Raw genomic sequence first — 16953 nt, 5'->3', positions numbered from 1 at the left:
ATGAAGAGTTCACTCAGTGACGCCGCGGTGCCGGAGCAGCTGCCAGCGGCTGCCGATCGCCAGAATGAAAAGGATGGAAAGCAGGATGGAAAGCTCAGCCTGTTCCGTCTCCTCCTCAAGGACCGCTTTGCCACTTTCTCGGCAGTGCTCCTGGTCCTCATTGGCCTGACAGCCCTGATCGGACCGGCCCTGATGGGCGATCTGGCCACCAAACAAAACCTGCTGTTTGCCAACAAGCCACCCTTCACGCTCGCGCACGGCTGGGAGTACTTCCTGGGCAGCGATTCGCTGGGGCGGAGCATGCTGGCGCGGCTGGTGGTGGCCAGCCGGACGACCCTGTCAGTCGCCTTGCCTGCCGTGGCCGTGGCCTTGTTCCTTGGCTCGCTGTGGGGCGTTTGGGCCGGCTACCACCGCGGCTGGCGGGAGAGCATCTCCATGCGCGTTGCCGACGTCATCATGAGCTTCCCGTCCCTGCTGCTCGCCGTCGTCGTGCTTTATGTGTTCAGTCCCAGCGCAGCCAACATCGTCCTGATCCTGGCACTTACGCGCATCCCGATCTACCTCCGCACGGCCCGCGCCGAATCGGCGGAACTTCAGAGCCGGACATTCGTGGATGCTGCCCGCACGTTCGGGGCCAAGCCCAATGCGATCATCGTCCGGCACGTCATTCCAGTGGTGCTGCCGACCCTGCTGACGCTGGCCACGCTTGAGTTCTGCTACGTGATGCTTGCCGAATCCTCGCTGAGCTTCCTGGGCATCGGCATCCAGCCGCCGGACGTCAGCTGGGGCCTCATGGTGTCGCAGGGCCGGCAGTACCTGCAGACGGCTTGGTGGCTGTCCATCTTCCCGGGCGTCGCCATTGTGGTCACCACCATCGCCGCCAACGTCCTCGCCGCCTGGCTCCGGATCGCCACGGATCCGGCCCAGCGTTGGCGCCTGGCGCTTCCCCGCAAGCGGCTGATCGCCCGCATCCCAGTCAAGGAGGCAAAGCCATGAAAACAGCTGCCGAACAAGCTCCCGCCGAACGTTCCCGTACCGCCGCAACAGCGACCGTCCAGGCGAAAGCGCACGACATCGTGCTGCAGGTCCGCGACCTGGCGGTAGACATCCGCACGCACCGCGGCACGGTGCGCGCCGTCAACAGCGTGGCCTTTGAGGCCCGCGCCGGCGAGACCCTGGCCTTGCTGGGGGAGTCAGGCTGCGGAAAATCCATGACCGCGAAGGCCTTGGCGGGAATTATGGATCCCGTCTGCGACCTGGCCGGCGGAACGATCATCCTCAATGGCACCGACCTGGCCGCGCTCAGTCCCAAGGAAAGGCTCAAGTTTGCCGGGCCCGAACTGGGCATCGTCTTCCAGGACGCCCTGACCGCGCTGAACCCTGTCTATACCGTGGGTACCCAGCTGGGCGAGGCCTTCCGTATCCACCACGGCCTGAGCGCCAAGGCGGCCCGGGTGGAGGCCATTGACCTGATGAAACGGGTGGGAATACCCGAGCCGGAATCCAGGGTAAATTCCTACCCGCACCAGTTTTCCGGCGGCATGCGGCAGCGCATCCTCATCGCCATGGCCGTGGCACTTAACCCGCGCCTGCTGATCGCCGACGAGCCCACCACGGCTCTGGACGTCACCGTCCAGGCGCAGATCATGCAGCTGCTGCGGAAGCTTCGTGAAGAGGGCCAAATGGCCGTCATCCTCATCACCCATGACCTCGCTGTGGTAGCGGAGGAAGCAGACACGGTGGCCGTGATGTATGCCGGCAACGTCGTGGAGAGCGGACCCGTCTCCGAGGTCTTCGCCGACCCGCGCCATCCCTACACCAAGGGGCTGCTGGAATCAGTGCCGGTCCACCTGGAGCGGGGCGCGCAGCTGAAGTCCATTGCTGGCAGCCCCCCGGAGCTCCACGACATCCCGGCCGGCTGCGTCTATCAGTCCCGCTGCCCGCTGGTCCAGGCTATTTGCCGTGCCGAGCGCCCTGCGCTCCGCCCGGTTACCGGCACAAACACCGGCAATTCCGGCAACGCACCTTCCGGGGATCCGCGGCCGGCCCGCACCGCCGCATGCCACTTCAGCGAGGAGATCAACAATGTCTGAGCCGCTTCTGAAAATCGACGGCCTGACCAAGACGTTCCACGTGGCCAAGAGCGCCAGCGGCAACACCCGGCTCAAGGCCCTGGACGGTATCAGCCTGACGGTGGGCCGCGGGGAGACCCTTGGGCTGGTGGGCGAGTCCGGCTGCGGCAAGTCCACCCTGGCGCGGACCCTGATGATGCTGGAAACACCGGATGAAGGGACCGTCAGATTTGAGGGAACCAATCCTTTCGGGCTCCGCGGCAAGGAATTGCTGACGTGGCGACGGCGGGTGCAGATGGTGTTCCAGGACCCGTTTGCGTCCCTGAACGCCCGGATGAACGCCGGCGACATCATCGCCGAGCCGTGGGCTACCCACCGCAGTCTGTACCCCACGTCGCGCGAACGCGAGGCCAGGGTCCGGGAGCTGCTGCATATGGTGGGGCTGCGTCCGTCGGACGCACGCAAGTCGCCGCAGGAGTTCTCCGGCGGCCAGCGCCAACGCATCGGCATCGCCCGAGCCCTGGCCCTCAACCCGGATGTCATCATCCTCGACGAGCCAGTCTCGGCCCTGGACCTGTCCGTGCAGGCGCAGGTCCTGAACCTGCTCAACGAGCTCCAGCAGGAGCTCGGCGTGTCCTATATCTTCATTTCGCATGATCTGACGGTGGTCCGGCACGTGGCAGACCGGGTCGCGGTGATGTACCTCGGCCGGATCATCGAGACAGGGGCCACGGAGGAAGTCTTTGACCACCCGCGGCACCCCTACACGGCTGCCTTGATGTCCGCGTCCCCGAAGCTGGACGTTAGCGGGACCAGGCGGGACAGGATTGTCCTGACGGGCGAACTGCCATCGCCCCTGGATCCGCCCTCGGGCTGCCGGTTCCGGACGCGGTGTTGGAAGGCCCAGGACGTCTGCGCCGAAGTGTCTCCGGAACCTCAGGTCCTGGCAGCACCGGACGGCACGCAGCACGTAGCGGAGTGCCACTTCCCGCTGGATGCCATCAAGGGTCTGACTGGCGCTACAGCCGCGGCCCAGTGACAGTTGGCGAGTATGCCGTCATTGCAGGGGCGATCTTCCTGGCCGCGTGCCTGCAGGCGTCCAGCGGCTTCGGTATGGGCATGCTCGCGGCGCCGGTGATCGCGATCGTGGACCCGGCGCTGCTGCCGGCCACGCTCATCCTCCTGGCCCTCCTGGTCACGGTGATGGTGACTGTGCGGGAGCGGCAAAGCCTGGACCTGCGGGGGACCGGGTGGGCCTTGGTGGGCCGGGTCCCCGGAAGTTTCCTCGGTGCCTGGCTGGTGACGGCCCTTTCGAGGCAGGGCCTCGCGTGGATGGTGGTGGCCGTGGTGCTGACCGGCCTGGTCCTCGCGGGGAGGGGCTGGGCTCCCCGGCCTGTCCGGATCAACCTGATCGCGGCCGGCGCGGCTTCCGGCATCATGGGCACGGCCACGTCCATCGGCGGCCCGCCCATGGCACTGGTCTGGCAAGGGCACTCCGGTCCGCGGCTGCGCGGCACCATGAGCGCTTTCTTTATGGTGGGCTCCTCGATTTCGATGCTGATGCTCTGGATCACAGGGGCGGTCACCGAGAACATACTGCTTCTGGCGCTGTGGATGGTGCCGGCTGCTGTGGGTGGCTATGCGGCCTCCCGGTTTATCAACCGCTTCCTTAACCCGGCACGCCTGAAGGCCCTCGCCCTGGGCGCGTCGGCGGTTGGAAGCGTCCTGCTGATCCTGCAGCTTGTCCTGCCTTGAAGGTAGCGGTGGCCGGGGGCGGTGTGGCTAGGGAGCCGGAACTGGCCGCGGCACCAGATTGCTCAGCTCCGCGCCGCGGGCAAGGCGCCCGATGTTCGCGGCGATGTCCCCTGCCCGGCGTTCGAAAGTGATGCGCGCATGACCGGAGTGGTGGGGCGTGAGCACGGTGTTCGGCAGTGACGCGAAGGGCAGTTCCGCGGGCGGAATGACACCGTCAGCAGGCAACCCCCACCAGACGTCCAGTCCCGCTCCGGCAATGCGCCGTTCCTTTAGGGCGGAGAACAGTGCTGCCTGGTCAACGACGGGCCCACGGGCCACGTTGATAAGGAACGCTGACGGTTTCATGGCGGCCAGTTCCGGAGCCCCGATCAGTCCTCGCGTATCGGCATCCAGCGGTACCGTCAGCACCACGACGTCGGACGAGGCCAGCAGCGTGTGCAGCTGGTTGTTCCCGCCCACCCAGTCCGGCTGGACGCCTTCCGGAAGCGGGGCCGCGGGGTTGCGCCGCACCGCGTTAACCTTCATGCCCAGCAGCCCGGCGACCCGGGCCACCTCGGCACCTATCGAGCCCAGGCCCACCAGGCCCAGGGTCATGTCGGACAAGACGGGATGGAAGGGGACGTCGCTGGCGGTGGCAATGGTGTGCCAGTGCCCTTGGCGGACCTCCCGGTCTGCAACGGCGACATTCCGGGACAGCATCAGGGTAACCATCAGGACGTGTTCGGCGATGGGCCGCGCATGATGAAAGGTATTGGCCACCGAAGCAGACGGCACGAGGTGCGAAAACGAAATCCTGTCATAGCCGGCGCCGGTAACGTGCACCAGCCGCACCCGGGAAGCCGCCTGCGCCTCTTCCCGGCTGAGGGAGGAACAGATCACGACGTCGGCTCCCGCCAGGGCGGCAAGCCGGCGTTCGGGAGTCCACGCCGCAGCCAGCTCCCACTGGTGGGCGCCGCCGTCGGTCCTCAGCTTGTCCTCGAAGCGGCTGATGATGGGGTCCGTAACTACGATCCTCAGGGACTGCTGGGCGGGATCCGATGCCTGATTCACTGCGCGGTGCTCCTCGTCGGACGGTTGCATAATGTGGTCCTGATCACCGACCATAGGCAAGTAATTCATTCAAGTCCAAGCTAATTTGTGCACTCAATAATTCAGTAAAGGTATGGATGTTTTCGCTACCCCAGCTAGAGGCGTTTGTAGCTGTCGCCGAGGAACTGCATTTCGGTGCTGCAGCTGAGAGGCTCAACATGACGCAGCCGCCCCTCAGCAGGCAGATTCAGATGCTCGAAAAGAAGTTGGGCGCCCAACTTTTCGGCCGGACCAGCCGGAAGGTGGAGCTCACCGCGGCGGGGGCGACCCTGTTGCCCAGGGCCCGCCAGATCCTGGACTTGTGCATCAAGACCGATATGGACGTGCGCCGGGTGTCGTCCGGGCAAGCCGGCGCGATCGCGGTGGGATACACCGCCATAGCGGGGCAGAGCGCGCTGCCGATGATGTTGCGACTCGCCGCGGAAGGAATGCCCGGAGTGTCGTTCATGCTTCGGGAACTGGTCTCAACCGACCAGATGGACGGGCTCGTAAAAGGAAGCGTGGATATAGGTTTGCTGCGCCCCATCGTCGGCAGGCCCGGGGTGGTCTCCAGGCCCCTCATGAAGGACCGCCTGGTCGTGGCGCTGCCCGAAGGCAGCTCGTTGCTGAGCAGCATGGCAGCGCCGCATGGCGAGCCATTGCGGCTCGGAGCCTTGGATCGGCTTCCTTTGCTGATGTATTCCACCAAGGAGGCCCGTTATTTTCATGACCTGGTGCTCCGGTTGTTCGCAAGCGCCGGCGCCCATGCCAACATCACCCAGTACGCCAGCCAGGTCCCGGCTCTCCTGGCATTTGTGCAGGCGGGGCTGGGCGTCACCCTAGTTCCTGCGTCGGCGATGGCTTTCGCTCCTCCGGGGTGGAATTCCATGAGATCGACGGGCGGAACGGCATGCACGAGTTGAACCGTGTGGATCTGGAGTTGGCCTGGAACGAGGAGACGGCCAATCCTGCTGTTCTGAAGCTTCTTGAACTGATTGAGCCGATCCTGCAGGAGGTCAGCCCCGCCTAGACGAGGCTTTCCTGCTTGTCGTGCTGGGCTGGTCCCGCTTCGGTCGCTTCGGCGAGTGGGGTCCGGACCGGGTGGGCCTGCACGGAGTGCCCGAACGGGCTGAAGCGGCTCTGGCCCAGGTCGGCGAAGTCGTAGGCGCTTTCCGCATGTTCGGAGCGGTCCACCCCGGCGGCCTCGGCTTCGGGGCTGACCCGGAATCCGACCGTCTTGTGGATGGCCAGCCCGATGACCGCCGTCCCGAGGCCGGACAGCACCACGGTGAGGACGACGGCGACCAGCTGGGCGGTCAGCTGCTGGAGCCCGCCGCCGTACAAAAGTCCGCCGCCGGCCCCGTCGACGGGCAAGGCGATGAAGCCAAGAGCGAGAGTGCCGACCAGCCCGCCGCCAAGGTGGACGCCGACGACGTCCAGCGAGTCGTCGAAACCGTACCGGTACTTCAAATCGACGAACACCGCGCAGGCAGCACCGGCCAGGAGGCCCAGGCCGATGGCGGCGACGGGACTGATGTTGGCGCAGGAGGGGGTGATGGCGACGAGACCGGCGACGACGCCGGAGGCCGCGCCGAGGGAAGTGGGATGCCCGTGGCGGATCTTTTCCGTGACGAGCCAGCTGAGCATGGCCGCGGCCGGCGCAGCGAGCGTGTTGATCCAGATCAGGCCCGCCTGCTCGGCCGTTGTTGCCGCGCCAGCGTTGAAGCCAAACCAGCCGAACCACAGGATGCCGGCGCCCAGCATGATGAAAGGAATGTTGTGCGGGCGGTGGGCGGGGTCCTTCCCGAAACCACGGCGGTTGCCCAGGATCAGCACCAGGACCAGCGCGGCGGTGCCGGAGCTGATCTCCACCACGGTCCCGCCAGCGAAGTCGATAACCTGTCCGAACACCGCGCTGACGGCTCCGTGCTGGCTCATCAGGCCGCCGCCCCAGACCATGAACGCGAGCGGGCAGTAGACAACCGTGATCCAGATCGGCACGAAGAGGGCCCACGAGGTGAACTTGGCGCGGTCGGCGATGGCGCCGCTGATCAGGGCCACGGTGATGATGGCGAACGTCGCACCGTAGCCGGCCTTGATCAGCTCCGGTGAACCGACGAGGTTCTGCAGCCCGAAGCTGGCAAACGGATTGCCGAAGATCCCCAGTACGCCGTTGCCGCCGGTCATCGAGTAACCCCAGAGGACCCAGACGACGCCAACGATTCCCGCAGACACGAAACTCATCATGATCATATTGAGCGAGGCTTTGGCCCGCGTCATGCCGCCGTAAAAGAGCCCCAGGGCCGGTGTCATCAGCAGGACGAGCACTGCCGACACCAGCATCCAGACGTTTCCCGCAGTGAGCTCCACGTGCGTGTCCCTTCTCCACAATCCATTACCGGGGCGCATCGCCGCCGGCCCCCAGTCCGGGTTCAATGCTCCCGGGTTCGTGTTTCGGGGAGTGGGAAGAAATATTGCAGGGAAGTTACGGGAAACGGTCCGGCGTGAAGATCACGTGACGGCCATGTTTCGGGAATATTAACGGGTCCTCATGAGCGGCTAAGTTTAGAACTCCGCCAGTCGGGTCAGATAGCCGTAGTACTGCTTGTCCTTCGGGCGGATCGGGTCCCCGTCGAAGCCGTGGTCGTGATCGTTCTTGTTGAAGTTCTCGGCGCGGTCCAGGAAGTCCTCCATGACGTCTTTGCCCGAGCCGCGGCAGTCGTTCTGGCTGATGCAGCGTGCTACCGAACCCGCGACGGCGGGGCTCGCAAAGCTCGTTCCGTGGTTGACGCTGTAGCCGCCCGGCGCGGTGGACAACATGCAGACGCCCGGGGCGGAGACCGTGTGGCGCTTGTCCCTGGAGTGCGTGGCGAAATTCGAGAAGAAGGCAGGCTGGTCGTCGCGTTGTCCGACGTCGGCCCAGTTTTCAGCACCGCACAGCGGGGCGGCAACGCCTCCGGGACGTCCGTCGAAGTCGGCCATCGCGGTCGCAGTGAGCACCTCGCGATAGGCGGCCGGTACGGTGTCGGCGATGTCGGCATGCGCGTTTCCGGCCGCGACCGCGTACGCGACACCGGCCCTGACGGAGCGGCAGATCGCGTAATGCATCGGATCCGAGCCCCGCCCGCAGTCGGCCGTGTCGCTACCCGGGCCGCCGATGCTGATGTTGGCCACCTCGATATCGTTGCGGCTGTCATCGTCCTTACGCGTCGACGTGACCCAGTCGATGGCGCAAATCAGGCTCTCCTCGGTGATCACGTCGTAGTCGTCAACCACCCGGACGGACCATAGCGGTGTGCCGGGAGCAGTGCCGATAATCCCGATGTTGTTGTTCCGGGCGCCGATGATGCCTGCCACAGAGGTCCCGTGACCCAGCTTGTCGATGGGGTCCACCCTGACCGGAGTGCCCGAGGAGCAGTCAACGCCGCCCCGCACGTTGAGGTCCGGGTGGGCCCCGTCGATTCCGCTGTCAATGACGGCCACGTTCACGTTGACCGAATCCTTCGCGCTGCTGCCATCTCCGACGGTCGTGTTCCTGGCCTCGTCCACGGTCCCGCCGATGCGCAGCCACCAGAACGGGGCGACCTCGGCGTCGGAGGGTACGGGGTCGTTCGGCGTGTCAAAGGTCCGGCTCATCGCAACGAACTCGACGTCGGGGTCAACCGCCACGGCCTGCGCCTCGGCAGCAGTCATCGTGCCCGCATACCCGCTCACGGCGTGGCGGTACACCTTGGCTGCGGGAAAGCCGTATTTACCTTGGTGGGCGGCTGCAACCGCGCCCGCGTCCAGCACCGTGTCTTTGAGGACCACAATGTAGCTTTGCTCCGCCGCGGCGCCGAGCGACGGGGTCGCGGTTAGCACGCCGCCTCCGGCGGTCAACGCCATCGCGGCGACAATCCCCAGCATCCGCCGGCGCCACGCTCCCCGCGTCGGCGGATACGCGGCATCCCAACGCCGTCGCGGCCGCCCCGCGGCCGATGATGCTCGTGATTGGGCAAGATGACCGCGGATCTGGCTGTACATTGTGGCCTCCCATGAAGCGTCTTCGCTATCGAGTGCCCCCTCTCCGATGTTAGGCCCTTTGAAAAACCTTGGACAGCGTTGAGGGCGGCAAAAAAGGCCAGGATCCGGCTGCCGGGACTAGGAAGCGGCCCTACAGCTGAAGCCAGTGCCGTTCGAAGTCGGGATGATCAAGGTAGGGCAATGCGAGGGCATTGAGGGATAGCCTGGTCCATTCGAGGGCCTCCGGACTCCACGGTGCATCCCCGTCGGACTCGCGGACCAGCGCCGCCAAGGCGGCCTGCCGGGCGGATTCGACGATGCCGATCAGCCGTTTCTTGGCCTCGCATTCCAACAGGAGGCGGCGCTCGTACCATTCCCCGGACCGGGAGAGTGATCTGTCATTGAGCAGATTCCGCGCCGCTGCCTCGTCTTCGGCGATCCGCTGGGACAGGAATTCGACGACGTCCACACCTTGAGGTTACGCGCCCGAGGGGTTCGTCCGATATCGCTCAAGACCTGACCCTAAGGGCAGTATATTTCGCAGACTGGCTCACCCGGGATGAAGGAGGTCCTCATGGTTGCCACCTCAGATCTTGCCGCGCGGCTCAGTGACCTTGCTCAGCACGTCCCTGCCGTAGATGCATCAGGGCCGTCAGGGCGCGTCAGGCCGGTTGGCTATTCCTCGTCCGGCGCGATCTCCAGGCAGCCTTCATCTTCCCGCCAGTTGCTGGGGGTCCCCAGCTGCGCACTCAGCCGCTGCATCCGGTGGGCGATCTCCGGGGACGCAGCACCCGCCAGCCGGACCTGGAATTCCCCGATCGACGTCGGGTACAGCCGGAGCGCCCCCGGTGTGGCGCCATCGGTGTCCAGCAGGAAAATGAACGACTGGTCATTGCGTTCCACGGGGTCCACGGCATAGTCGTCCACGAAGTCTCCGGCACTGTAGAGGAGCGGACGGTTCCGGTACAGCTCGACGCCGCGAAAGACATGCGGCGAGTGGCCGTAGACGACGTCGGCCCCGGCGTCCACCAGCGCGTGCGCCAGCGCCCGGTGCTCCGAGGGCAAGGCGGAACCCCAGTTGGCGCCCCAGTGCGCGGAGACGATCAGCAGTCCGGTCCGGGACTTGGTCCGGCGGACAAGCTCCAGCAGTTCCGTGGTCCGGCGGTCCGCGTACGCCACGGGGACGTAATACACTCCGGGGTTACGGTCTGCTTCCCAGTCTGGCTGGTTGTCGGTGAACGCGATGAACCCAATGGTGGTGCCGGTTGCCTGCAACACTGCCGGCCGACGGGCCGCTTCCGCGTCCATCCCGGCGCCGGCGTGCAGGATGCCGGCCGCGTCGAGCAGGGGCAGCATCTCCCGGAACGCATCGGGACCGAAGTCCAGGACGTGGTTGTTGGCCAGAGAGACAAGATCGATTCCGGCGCGCCGCAGGCTCTCCACGTTCGTGGGATCGGAGCGGAAGTGGAAGGTTTTTCCGGGCGCCGGCTCCCCGCCGGCGGCCAGCACGCACTCCAGGTTGGCAATCCGGACGTCGGCCTTCCGCAGCACGGAGAGCGTGTCCCCCCAGGGGTACTCCGCGCGGACAGCTTTCAGCCGGTCGTTCACCAGCCGGCCGAGCATGACGTCACCCAGCAACGCGATCCACACGGCCCACCTGCCTGTCCATGCCCCCGTTGGGCGTCAGGACTCGTAGCCCTCCACTTGCTTGACTGGCCGCACCGCGGCCTCGTCCGGGTTCTCGCCGTACTGGCGTTTGGCCCGCCGCTGCCGGAGAAGGTCCCAGCACTGGTCCAGGTCCTCTTCCAGACGCTTCAGCCGCTCATTGTCGGGTCCGTGCTCATAGTCGGGCGAGGAGGACGGCGCCTTCTCGCGCAGTGTCTGCTCCTCTTCGACCAGCGCCGAGATCCGTTTCAGGATGTCCCGTTCGTCCATGACGGCCTTCTTTCGTCGGTAGTGTCCTTCCGCCAGCGTAGTAAGGCGGAGGTGCAGTGGCCAGAGCTCCCGCAACGCATCATCAGCTTGCTTATTATTTTGGGGCTTCCTAGAGTTGGAGATGTAAGCCAATCCAGTCTCCGCGGGGACGTTTGAGCGGCAACCCGCCCTCTGGACCCTCGCCCGGTATGAGGAGGACACATGTCAGAGCACAACATTGCAGGCAAGAAGGTCGCATTCCTGCTGACGGACGGCGTGGAACAGGTGGAGCTGACCGGCCCCTGGGATGCCGTCAAGGAAGCCGGCGGCCAACCCACCCTGGTGGCGCCGAAAAGCGGAAAGCTGCAGGGCTACGACGGCACTGAAAAAGGCGAGACGTTCGACGTCGACCTCACGCTGGCCGAGGCCAACGCCGCAGACTTCCACGCCCTGGTTATCCCCGGCGGCGTCGTCAACGCCGACCATCTCCGCGTGGACAGGGACGCCCAGGCCTTCACCCGCGCCTTCTTCGAACAGCACAAGCCGGTGGCCTCAATCTGCCACGGACCATGGTTGCTGATCGACGCCGGCGTCATCAGCGGCCGGAACGTCACCTCCTACCACACGCTCCAGACCGATTTGAAGAACGCCGGGGCCAACTGGAGCGATGAGGAAGTGGTAGTCGACCAGGGGCTGGTGACAAGCCGCAGCCCCCGTGACCTTCCCGCCTTTAACGACAAGATGCTGGAAGAGATCGAAGAAGGCGAGCACGCCGGGCAGACCGCTTAGGCCCCCTGCCGGAGTACCCCTATCCAGTCGGTCCGATGTGGGGCAGGATATGCCCTGTAACTGCACCTGTCCCGCCGCCGCCAACCTGCGTCGCTGCGGGAGCCCCGAAGCCGCAAGGAGTTCCGGACATGACCACGCTCAATCCCTACCTTAGTTTTCGCGACAACGCGAAAGAAGCCATGACCTACTACCAGACGGTGTTCGGCGGTGAGCTGAACATGAGCACCTTCGGCGAGTTCCATGCCAGCGAAGACGCGGCCGAGCAGGACAAGATCATGCACGCCATGCTGACCACAGAGAAAGGCATGGTGCTGATGGGCGCCGACACCCCGAACGGCATGGACTTCACGCCGGGCAACAACATCTCGGTGTCACTGAGCGGGTCCGACGAGCCGGAGCTCCGCGGTTACTTCGACAAACTGGCCGACGGCGGCACGGTGGCGATGCCTCTGGAGAAGGCGCCCTGGGGTGACACCTTCGGGATGTGCAAGGACAAGTTCGGAATTGACTGGCTGGTCAATATCGCGCCGTCCGCCACGTAGCGCAGGGAGTTGCGGCCGTGGGCTCAGTCCGGACTTGAATCCGTGGTGAGGCCGCGGTCGTCGCCGGCGTTTTCGTCCTGCTCCTCCGCAGGACCAGCAGCCTTATTGGCTTCTCCGGACCCGACGGCGGCCTCCTGCTCGGTGGCGCCGGTCCCCTTCGGGGCGGCCACCTGGCCTTCCTCGCGGGGGACCGGATTGTCACCGGCCGGGGCCTCCTGCTCGAGGCCGTCCTTGACGATGTCCTCTGGTTCCTTGGATCCGGTGCTCATCGATTCCTCCTCTTGCGGCGGCGCGGCTGCGCCGCAGTAGTTCAAGTGGGCCTGTCTGTCCCCAAGTTACAGGCCCCGGCAGTCCCCGTACAGGAAGGATAAGCGGGACGACAGGCAGGTTCCCGCGTGGCGACGGCCGTGCAGCCCTGTTTGCCCGCCTCGATCGTCCTTGGAGTTGGAGCCGAGGGCTATCCTGAAGACAGCCAGGACATCGAATGACCGAGTCCGGCTTTCCTTGCCGAGAGAGGCTCCAATGTCCGAGAAATTGCACCTCACACCGGCCGACGCGTTCCCAGAGGACCTCAGTACAGTGGCTGACAAGGATCTCCAGATCCTCGACAGCCAGGTCCAGCGCCAGCTTGACCACGAATATGTCGCCGATGGAGAACCGAACCCGGAGACCGAGTTCAGGCACTTTGACCTCGATGAGGAATTCAGCGAGCGGGACAAGCGGGACGACTAGTGGTGCGGCTCTGTCAGTATGCTTACTGTAGAGGCCGCCAAGCGGCTCTGAACAGAAATGAGTCCCCATGATCAGGCCCGTCCGCTCCGAGATCGAGGCCGCGGGTCATCTCGGCCACGTGTATGCTTCCCGCCGGGCGCCCGTCGCCGGTGACCCGGACACCGCGCTGCGTGATCCCGCCGTCGTGCTCGTCCATGGGATCGGAGTCTCGCACCGCTACCTGCGGCGCCTGCACGGGGCGCTCGCCGAGTCAGTCGACACCTACTCGATCGACCTGCCTGGATTTGGTGCCACGCCCCGGCCGGATCACACCCTCCCGGTCGCGGACCATGCCTCGTACATCCTCGGGGCCATGGAGCAACTTGGCGTGCTCGACTTCGTTCTCGTGGGGCACTCAATGGGAGCCCAGTTCGCCATCGAGGCCGCCCGCCAGCAGCCGGAGCGGATTCCGTATGTGGTCCTGATGGGTCCGGTCGTCGACTCCAAGCGCCGCACCGTGGCGCAGCAGGCCCTGGCGCTGGGCCGGGACAGCCTGTTCTTTGAAAGCCCTTCCTCCAACGCCTTGGTGTTCTCGGACTACATTCGGTGCGGACCGAGCTGGTACCTCAAGAACCTCCGCGTCATGATGGAATACCCCACGGAGCAGCGGATCGCCGAAGTGGCGGCCCCCGTCCTCGTGGTCCGCGGCGCCAACGACCCCGTGGCATCCGCGGACTGGTGCCGGCGGCTGGCCGAGCGGGCCACGGGCCGGCTGGCAGAAATCCCCGGAACCGGGCACGTCGTGCAGCACAACCGTTCGGCGGAGGTGGCCGAGGCCATTCTGTCCTTCGCCGGACTTCCCGGCAGGGCAACCGGGGCGGCGCGGCAGGAATTCAAGGCATGAGAGGGACCTTGCGGGCGGCCCGCTGGTGGGTGGAGGACTATCTCTACGCCGCCCTCCGCCAGTTGGGCAGCGCGTTTTCGCGGACCCGCTCGGATGAGTTCCTTAGCGGCACCGGCCGACCCGTCGTCGTGATTCCCGGTATCTACGAGGACTGGCGCTTCATGCTGCCGTTGGTCAGGCGGCTGCACGAGGCGGGGCACCCGGTGCACGTGGTGACGCTGCTGCAACGGAACCGGATCGCTGTGCCCAAAGCCGCCGAGCTCATTGCCGGTTACATCCGCGAAGAAAACCTAGCCGACGTGGTGATTGTCGCGCACAGCAAGGGCGGCCTGATCGGCAAATACGTGATGATGTCCCTGGACCCCGAGGCGCGCATCAGGGGAATGGTGGCCGTGTGCACGCCGTTCTCCGGTTCCCGGTACGCAGCGTTCATGCTCCTGCCGAGCCTGCGCGCCTTCTCGCCGCGGAACGCGGTCACCCTGCAGCTCGCCCGCGAGGAGCGCATTAACGAACGCATCAGCTCGGTCTACGGGATCTTCGACCCGCACATCCCCGAGGGCAGCGTGCTGCCCGGTGCCAAGAACATCCAGCTGCAGACCGGCGGCCATTTCCGGATCCTGAGCCACGAGGACACAATCCTCACAATTCTGGCGGAGACCGCCGCCTAGGTCTCGAAGTGCGTACGGGCCGAGCCCTGGCCCAACGACTCCACGACGCCTGCCGCCACCACATGCAGCTTGACGTTGCGCGCGCTGGACGCGGACTTGAGCAACTCGAACGCCTCGTCCTGGCTGCACCGGTTCTGCGCCATGATGATGCCGACGGCGACGTCGATGCCGGTGCGCGTTTCGAGCGTCGCTCTCAGGTTCGCCGCCGTATCGATGGAGTGCGCAAACCGGACCGCCAGGCGGAGCGCCATGGAGGTCTGGTTCACGAAGTCGCGGGCCAGTTCCAAGGCCCTCGCATCAAACCGGCCGGGACGGTGCGAATAGAGGTTGAGCGCGGCCTGGGTGCCCCCGTCGAGCAGGAAAGGCAGCGCGAGGATGGACCGCGCGCCCTGCTCCCTGACAGTCGCGGCGTACTGGGGCCAGCGGCCCTCGGCGTCCAGATCGGGAACGTGGACCGTTTCCTGTTCCCGGGATGCCGTCACGCATGGGCCGTCCCCGAAGGCGTACTGGATCTCATCCATGGCCTGGGCGGCCGCGCTGCTGCTGGCGACCGTTGCCGCCTTCCGGTGCCGCAGGAGTGTGATCCCGCAGAGAATCTCGTCCCCGGGTTCCGACAGGCTCCGTGCGGAGACCCGCGCCAGTTCGTGCAGGAACTCCTCAACGTCTGCGCTGCCCAGCACCAGCTCGTGCAAGTGCTGGGTGATGGAAGTTGCTTCAAGGGTTGATTCGTCTGTTGACGTTGCGGTCGACTCGGTGGCCACTATCTCTTCGCGCCGTTTCACTCAGGTCAGATCGATGCGGTGGCGCGGCATCCCTCCTGCGCAAGCAGCGGTGGGGAGGGCAGCGGTCAGCCGGATCGATGAACAATCCAACGGCTCGCTGCAAAACCGTACGGAAATTATATACAGCTGATTCCAACCTTTTTGTTCGGCTCCTGGTTCGGGCCGGGCGCGGAACCACCCGGGCTCCTGCTTCCCAATCCGGGCACAAAGGCCCTCACCCGCTGCGCCGTCCTGACCCATAGTGGGAGAGAGGCCTTCTGCTCCCTCCTCCCGGCTTTCCGGTGCCCTGCCGGGAGGAGGCTTAGCGCGGCCGATGTCTCACGTGGAAAGCCTTGGCGATGAGCATTTTTGAGGACAGGGTCGACGCCGGGCGGCAGCTGGGGCGGCAACTCCGGCAACTACGCGGACAGGACATCGTAGTCCTGGGGTTGCCCCGTGGCGGGGTCCCCGTCGCCTTCGAGGTGGCGGCTGCCCTGGACGCCCCCTTGGACGTAATTGTGGTCAGGAAGCTGGGACTGCCGTACCAACCTGAACTCGCCATGGGCGCCATCGGCGAGGGCGGGACGCGGGTGTTGGAAGAGCGCGTACTCGCGCAATCCCAGGTGTCCGAGAGTGAGCTGCAGGCTGTCGAAGTGCACGAACGGGCCGTCCTGGAGAGCCGGGTTGCCCAGTTCCGGAAAGGGCGGACGCGGCGGGACCTCACCGGCCGCATCGCAGTGATCGTGGATGATGGAATCGCCACCGGATCGACCGCCCGGGTCGCGTGCCGGATCGCCCGGAGGCTCGGCGCCGCGCGGGTGGTTCTCGCGGTGCCGGTGGCCCCGGCCGACACCCTCGGGACCCTGACCGAGCCGGACGAAATCGTCTGCCTGGCGACGCCGCGGCACTTCGCCGCCGTGGGCTACCACTACCGTGATTTCTCGCCCACGGAGGACGACGAGGTGGTCCAGCTGCTCGACGCGGCCGCCAGGCGGCTGCAGGCCTCAGCCCCCTTGGCCCGTTGGGCGGATGACGACGGAATCGAACCGGATTTTGACGGGGAAGTCGAGATACCCTCCCGCGGCGTCCGCCTCCAGGGTCAGTTGCACCTCCCTGTTCCCACGCAGGGGGTTGTGCTGTTCGCCCATGGCAGCGGCAGCAGCCGGCACAGCCCCCGGAACAGGTTCGTGGCCGGTGTGCTCCAGCAGGCGGGTCTGGGCACCCTGCTGCTGGACCTGCTGACGCCGGGGGAGGAACACAACCGCGCGAATGTTTTCGACATCGAACTGCTGGCCCGTAGGCTGTCCGCCGCGACGGAGTGGCTGGCCACCAGGGAAGACACCGCTTCCTGCAGTGCCGGCTATCTTGGTGCGAGCACGGGCGCCGGGGCCGCACTGTGGGCCGCCTCCGAACCTGTGGCCAGGGTCGCGGCCGTCGTCTCCCGCGGCGGGCGGCCGGACCTGGCCGGGCCGCGGCTTTCAGCCGTGAGGTCGCCGAGCCTCCTGATCGTGGGAAGCCTGGACTATGAGGTGCTGGAGCTGAACCGGAAGGCGAAGTCAATGATGCGCTGCCCCAACCAGCTGGCCGTGGTGCAGGGCGCTACCCATCTTTTTGAAGAACCGGGCACGCTGGCCGCCGCCGCCATCCTCGCCCGGGACTGGTTCATCAGATATCTCCTACCTGACGAGGAAACCCCAACGCACGCGTAGGGTCCCCCGGCCGTTGCCCCGGACGCCGGGCCGGTGAGGCTGCGCGGAGGCGCGGACC

19 protein-coding genes are annotated in these 16953 nt (G+C 66.0%); 11 read left to right on the top strand and 8 right to left on the bottom strand.

What is annotated here, in order from left to right; genetic code table 11:
- The 4 genes from OM977_RS16735 to OM977_RS16720 are packed head-to-tail and all read left to right on the top strand — an operon-like array spanning window position 1 to window position 3827.
- Window positions 1-996, top strand: coding sequence for an ABC transporter permease (locus tag OM977_RS16735; protein WP_264355011.1), 996 nt, complete (start codon window positions 1-3; stop codon window positions 994-996).
- On the top strand, window positions 993-2093 hold the full coding sequence (locus OM977_RS16730; RefSeq protein ID WP_264355010.1) for an ABC transporter ATP-binding protein: 1101 nt from the start codon (window positions 993-995) through the stop codon (window positions 2091-2093). Before OM977_RS16735 ends, OM977_RS16730 begins: the two co-directional genes overlap by 4 nt.
- The gene (locus tag OM977_RS16725; RefSeq protein WP_264355009.1) at window positions 2086-3111 is read left to right on the top strand and encodes an ABC transporter ATP-binding protein; all 1026 of its coding nucleotides are present in this window, start codon (window positions 2086-2088) and stop codon (window positions 3109-3111) included. Before OM977_RS16730 ends, OM977_RS16725 begins: the two co-directional genes overlap by 8 nt.
- Window positions 3108-3827, top strand: a complete 720-nt coding sequence (locus OM977_RS16720; RefSeq protein WP_264355008.1) for a sulfite exporter TauE/SafE family protein — start codon at window positions 3108-3110, stop codon at window positions 3825-3827. The genes OM977_RS16725 and OM977_RS16720 overlap by 4 nt, the downstream gene beginning before the upstream one ends.
- A 27-nt stretch (window positions 3828-3854) precedes the next feature.
- Here OM977_RS16720 and OM977_RS16715 read toward each other — a convergent pair whose 3' ends face one another.
- A complete protein-coding gene (locus OM977_RS16715) occupies window positions 3855-4877 on the bottom strand; it encodes a 2-hydroxyacid dehydrogenase (protein WP_264355007.1) in 1023 nt (340 codons plus the stop codon).
- Between the two features lie 116 nt (window positions 4878-4993).
- On the opposite strand from OM977_RS16715, the gene OM977_RS16710 reads away from it, so the two are divergent.
- Window positions 4994-5818, top strand: a complete 825-nt coding sequence (locus OM977_RS16710) for a LysR family transcriptional regulator (RefSeq protein ID WP_264355006.1) — start codon at window positions 4994-4996, stop codon at window positions 5816-5818.
- Between the two features lie 103 nt (window positions 5819-5921).
- On the opposite strand, the gene OM977_RS16705 is transcribed toward OM977_RS16710, so the two are convergent.
- From OM977_RS16705 to OM977_RS16685, 5 genes are all read right to left on the bottom strand, one after another.
- A complete protein-coding gene (locus OM977_RS16705; protein WP_264355005.1) occupies window positions 5922-7265 on the bottom strand; it encodes an ammonium transporter in 1344 nt (447 codons plus the stop codon).
- 195 nt (window positions 7266-7460) lie between these two features.
- Window positions 7461-8801, bottom strand: a complete 1341-nt coding sequence (locus tag OM977_RS16700; RefSeq protein WP_264355004.1) for a S8 family peptidase — start codon at window positions 8799-8801, stop codon at window positions 7461-7463.
- 247 nt (window positions 8802-9048) lie between these two features.
- A complete protein-coding gene (locus tag OM977_RS16695; RefSeq protein ID WP_264355003.1) occupies window positions 9049-9366 on the bottom strand; it encodes a DUF6221 family protein in 318 nt (105 codons plus the stop codon).
- 206 nt (window positions 9367-9572) lie between these two features.
- Window positions 9573-10547: a CapA family protein gene (locus tag OM977_RS16690; protein ID WP_264355002.1), complete on the bottom strand. Its 975-nt coding sequence runs from the start codon at window positions 10545-10547 to the stop codon at window positions 9573-9575.
- A 33-nt stretch (window positions 10548-10580) separates the two neighbouring features.
- Window positions 10581-10832, bottom strand: a complete 252-nt coding sequence (locus tag OM977_RS16685) for a DUF2630 family protein (protein WP_264355001.1) — start codon at window positions 10830-10832, stop codon at window positions 10581-10583.
- A 201-nt stretch (window positions 10833-11033) separates the two neighbouring features.
- Between OM977_RS16685 and OM977_RS16680 the strand changes: the two genes are divergently transcribed.
- A complete protein-coding gene (locus tag OM977_RS16680) occupies window positions 11034-11600 on the top strand; it encodes a type 1 glutamine amidotransferase domain-containing protein (protein WP_264355000.1) in 567 nt (188 codons plus the stop codon).
- A gap of 128 nt (window positions 11601-11728) precedes the next feature.
- Window positions 11729-12142 (top strand): VOC family protein, encoded by a 414-nt coding sequence (locus OM977_RS16675; RefSeq protein ID WP_264354999.1) that lies wholly within the window; start codon window positions 11729-11731, stop codon window positions 12140-12142.
- 23 nt (window positions 12143-12165) lie between these two features.
- Here OM977_RS16675 and OM977_RS16670 read toward each other — a convergent pair whose 3' ends face one another.
- Window positions 12166-12411 carry a hypothetical protein gene (locus OM977_RS16670; protein ID WP_264354998.1) on the bottom strand — a complete coding sequence of 82 codons (246 nt, stop codon included), beginning with the start codon at window positions 12409-12411 and terminating at the stop codon, window positions 12166-12168.
- Between the two features lie 253 nt (window positions 12412-12664).
- Here OM977_RS16670 and OM977_RS16665 point away from each other — a divergent pair, with 253 nt between their 5' ends.
- The 3 genes from OM977_RS16665 (at window position 12665) to OM977_RS16655 (ending at window position 14425) form a co-directional block, all read left to right on the top strand.
- Window positions 12665-12874 (top strand): hypothetical protein, encoded by a 210-nt coding sequence (locus OM977_RS16665; protein WP_264354997.1) that lies wholly within the window; start codon window positions 12665-12667, stop codon window positions 12872-12874.
- 67 nt (window positions 12875-12941) lie between these two features.
- Window positions 12942-13757: an alpha/beta fold hydrolase gene (locus OM977_RS16660; RefSeq protein WP_264354996.1), complete on the top strand. Its 816-nt coding sequence runs from the start codon at window positions 12942-12944 to the stop codon at window positions 13755-13757.
- Window positions 13754-14425, top strand: a complete 672-nt coding sequence (locus OM977_RS16655; RefSeq protein ID WP_264354995.1) for an esterase/lipase family protein — start codon at window positions 13754-13756, stop codon at window positions 14423-14425. Before OM977_RS16660 ends, OM977_RS16655 begins: the two co-directional genes overlap by 4 nt.
- Here the strand turns inward: OM977_RS16655 and OM977_RS16650 are convergent.
- On the bottom strand, window positions 14422-15186 hold the full coding sequence (locus OM977_RS16650; RefSeq protein ID WP_264357459.1) for a GAF and ANTAR domain-containing protein: 765 nt from the start codon (window positions 15184-15186) through the stop codon (window positions 14422-14424). The two genes, OM977_RS16655 and OM977_RS16650, sit on opposite strands and share 4 nt — an antisense overlap.
- Window positions 15187-15545: 359 nt before the next feature.
- Between OM977_RS16650 and OM977_RS16645 the strand changes: the two genes are divergently transcribed.
- Window positions 15546-16895 carry a phosphoribosyltransferase gene (locus OM977_RS16645; RefSeq protein ID WP_264354994.1) on the top strand — a complete coding sequence of 450 codons (1350 nt, stop codon included), beginning with the start codon at window positions 15546-15548 and terminating at the stop codon, window positions 16893-16895.
- The last annotated feature ends 58 nt before the right edge of the window (window positions 16896-16953 follow it).

The organism is Pseudarthrobacter sp. MM222 (assembly GCF_947090775.1).
Classification (GTDB): Bacteria; Actinomycetota; Actinomycetes; order Actinomycetales; family Micrococcaceae; genus Arthrobacter.
The sequence above is the reverse complement of the archived record's forward strand: the minus strand, read 5'-3'. Positions and strand labels throughout refer to the sequence as shown.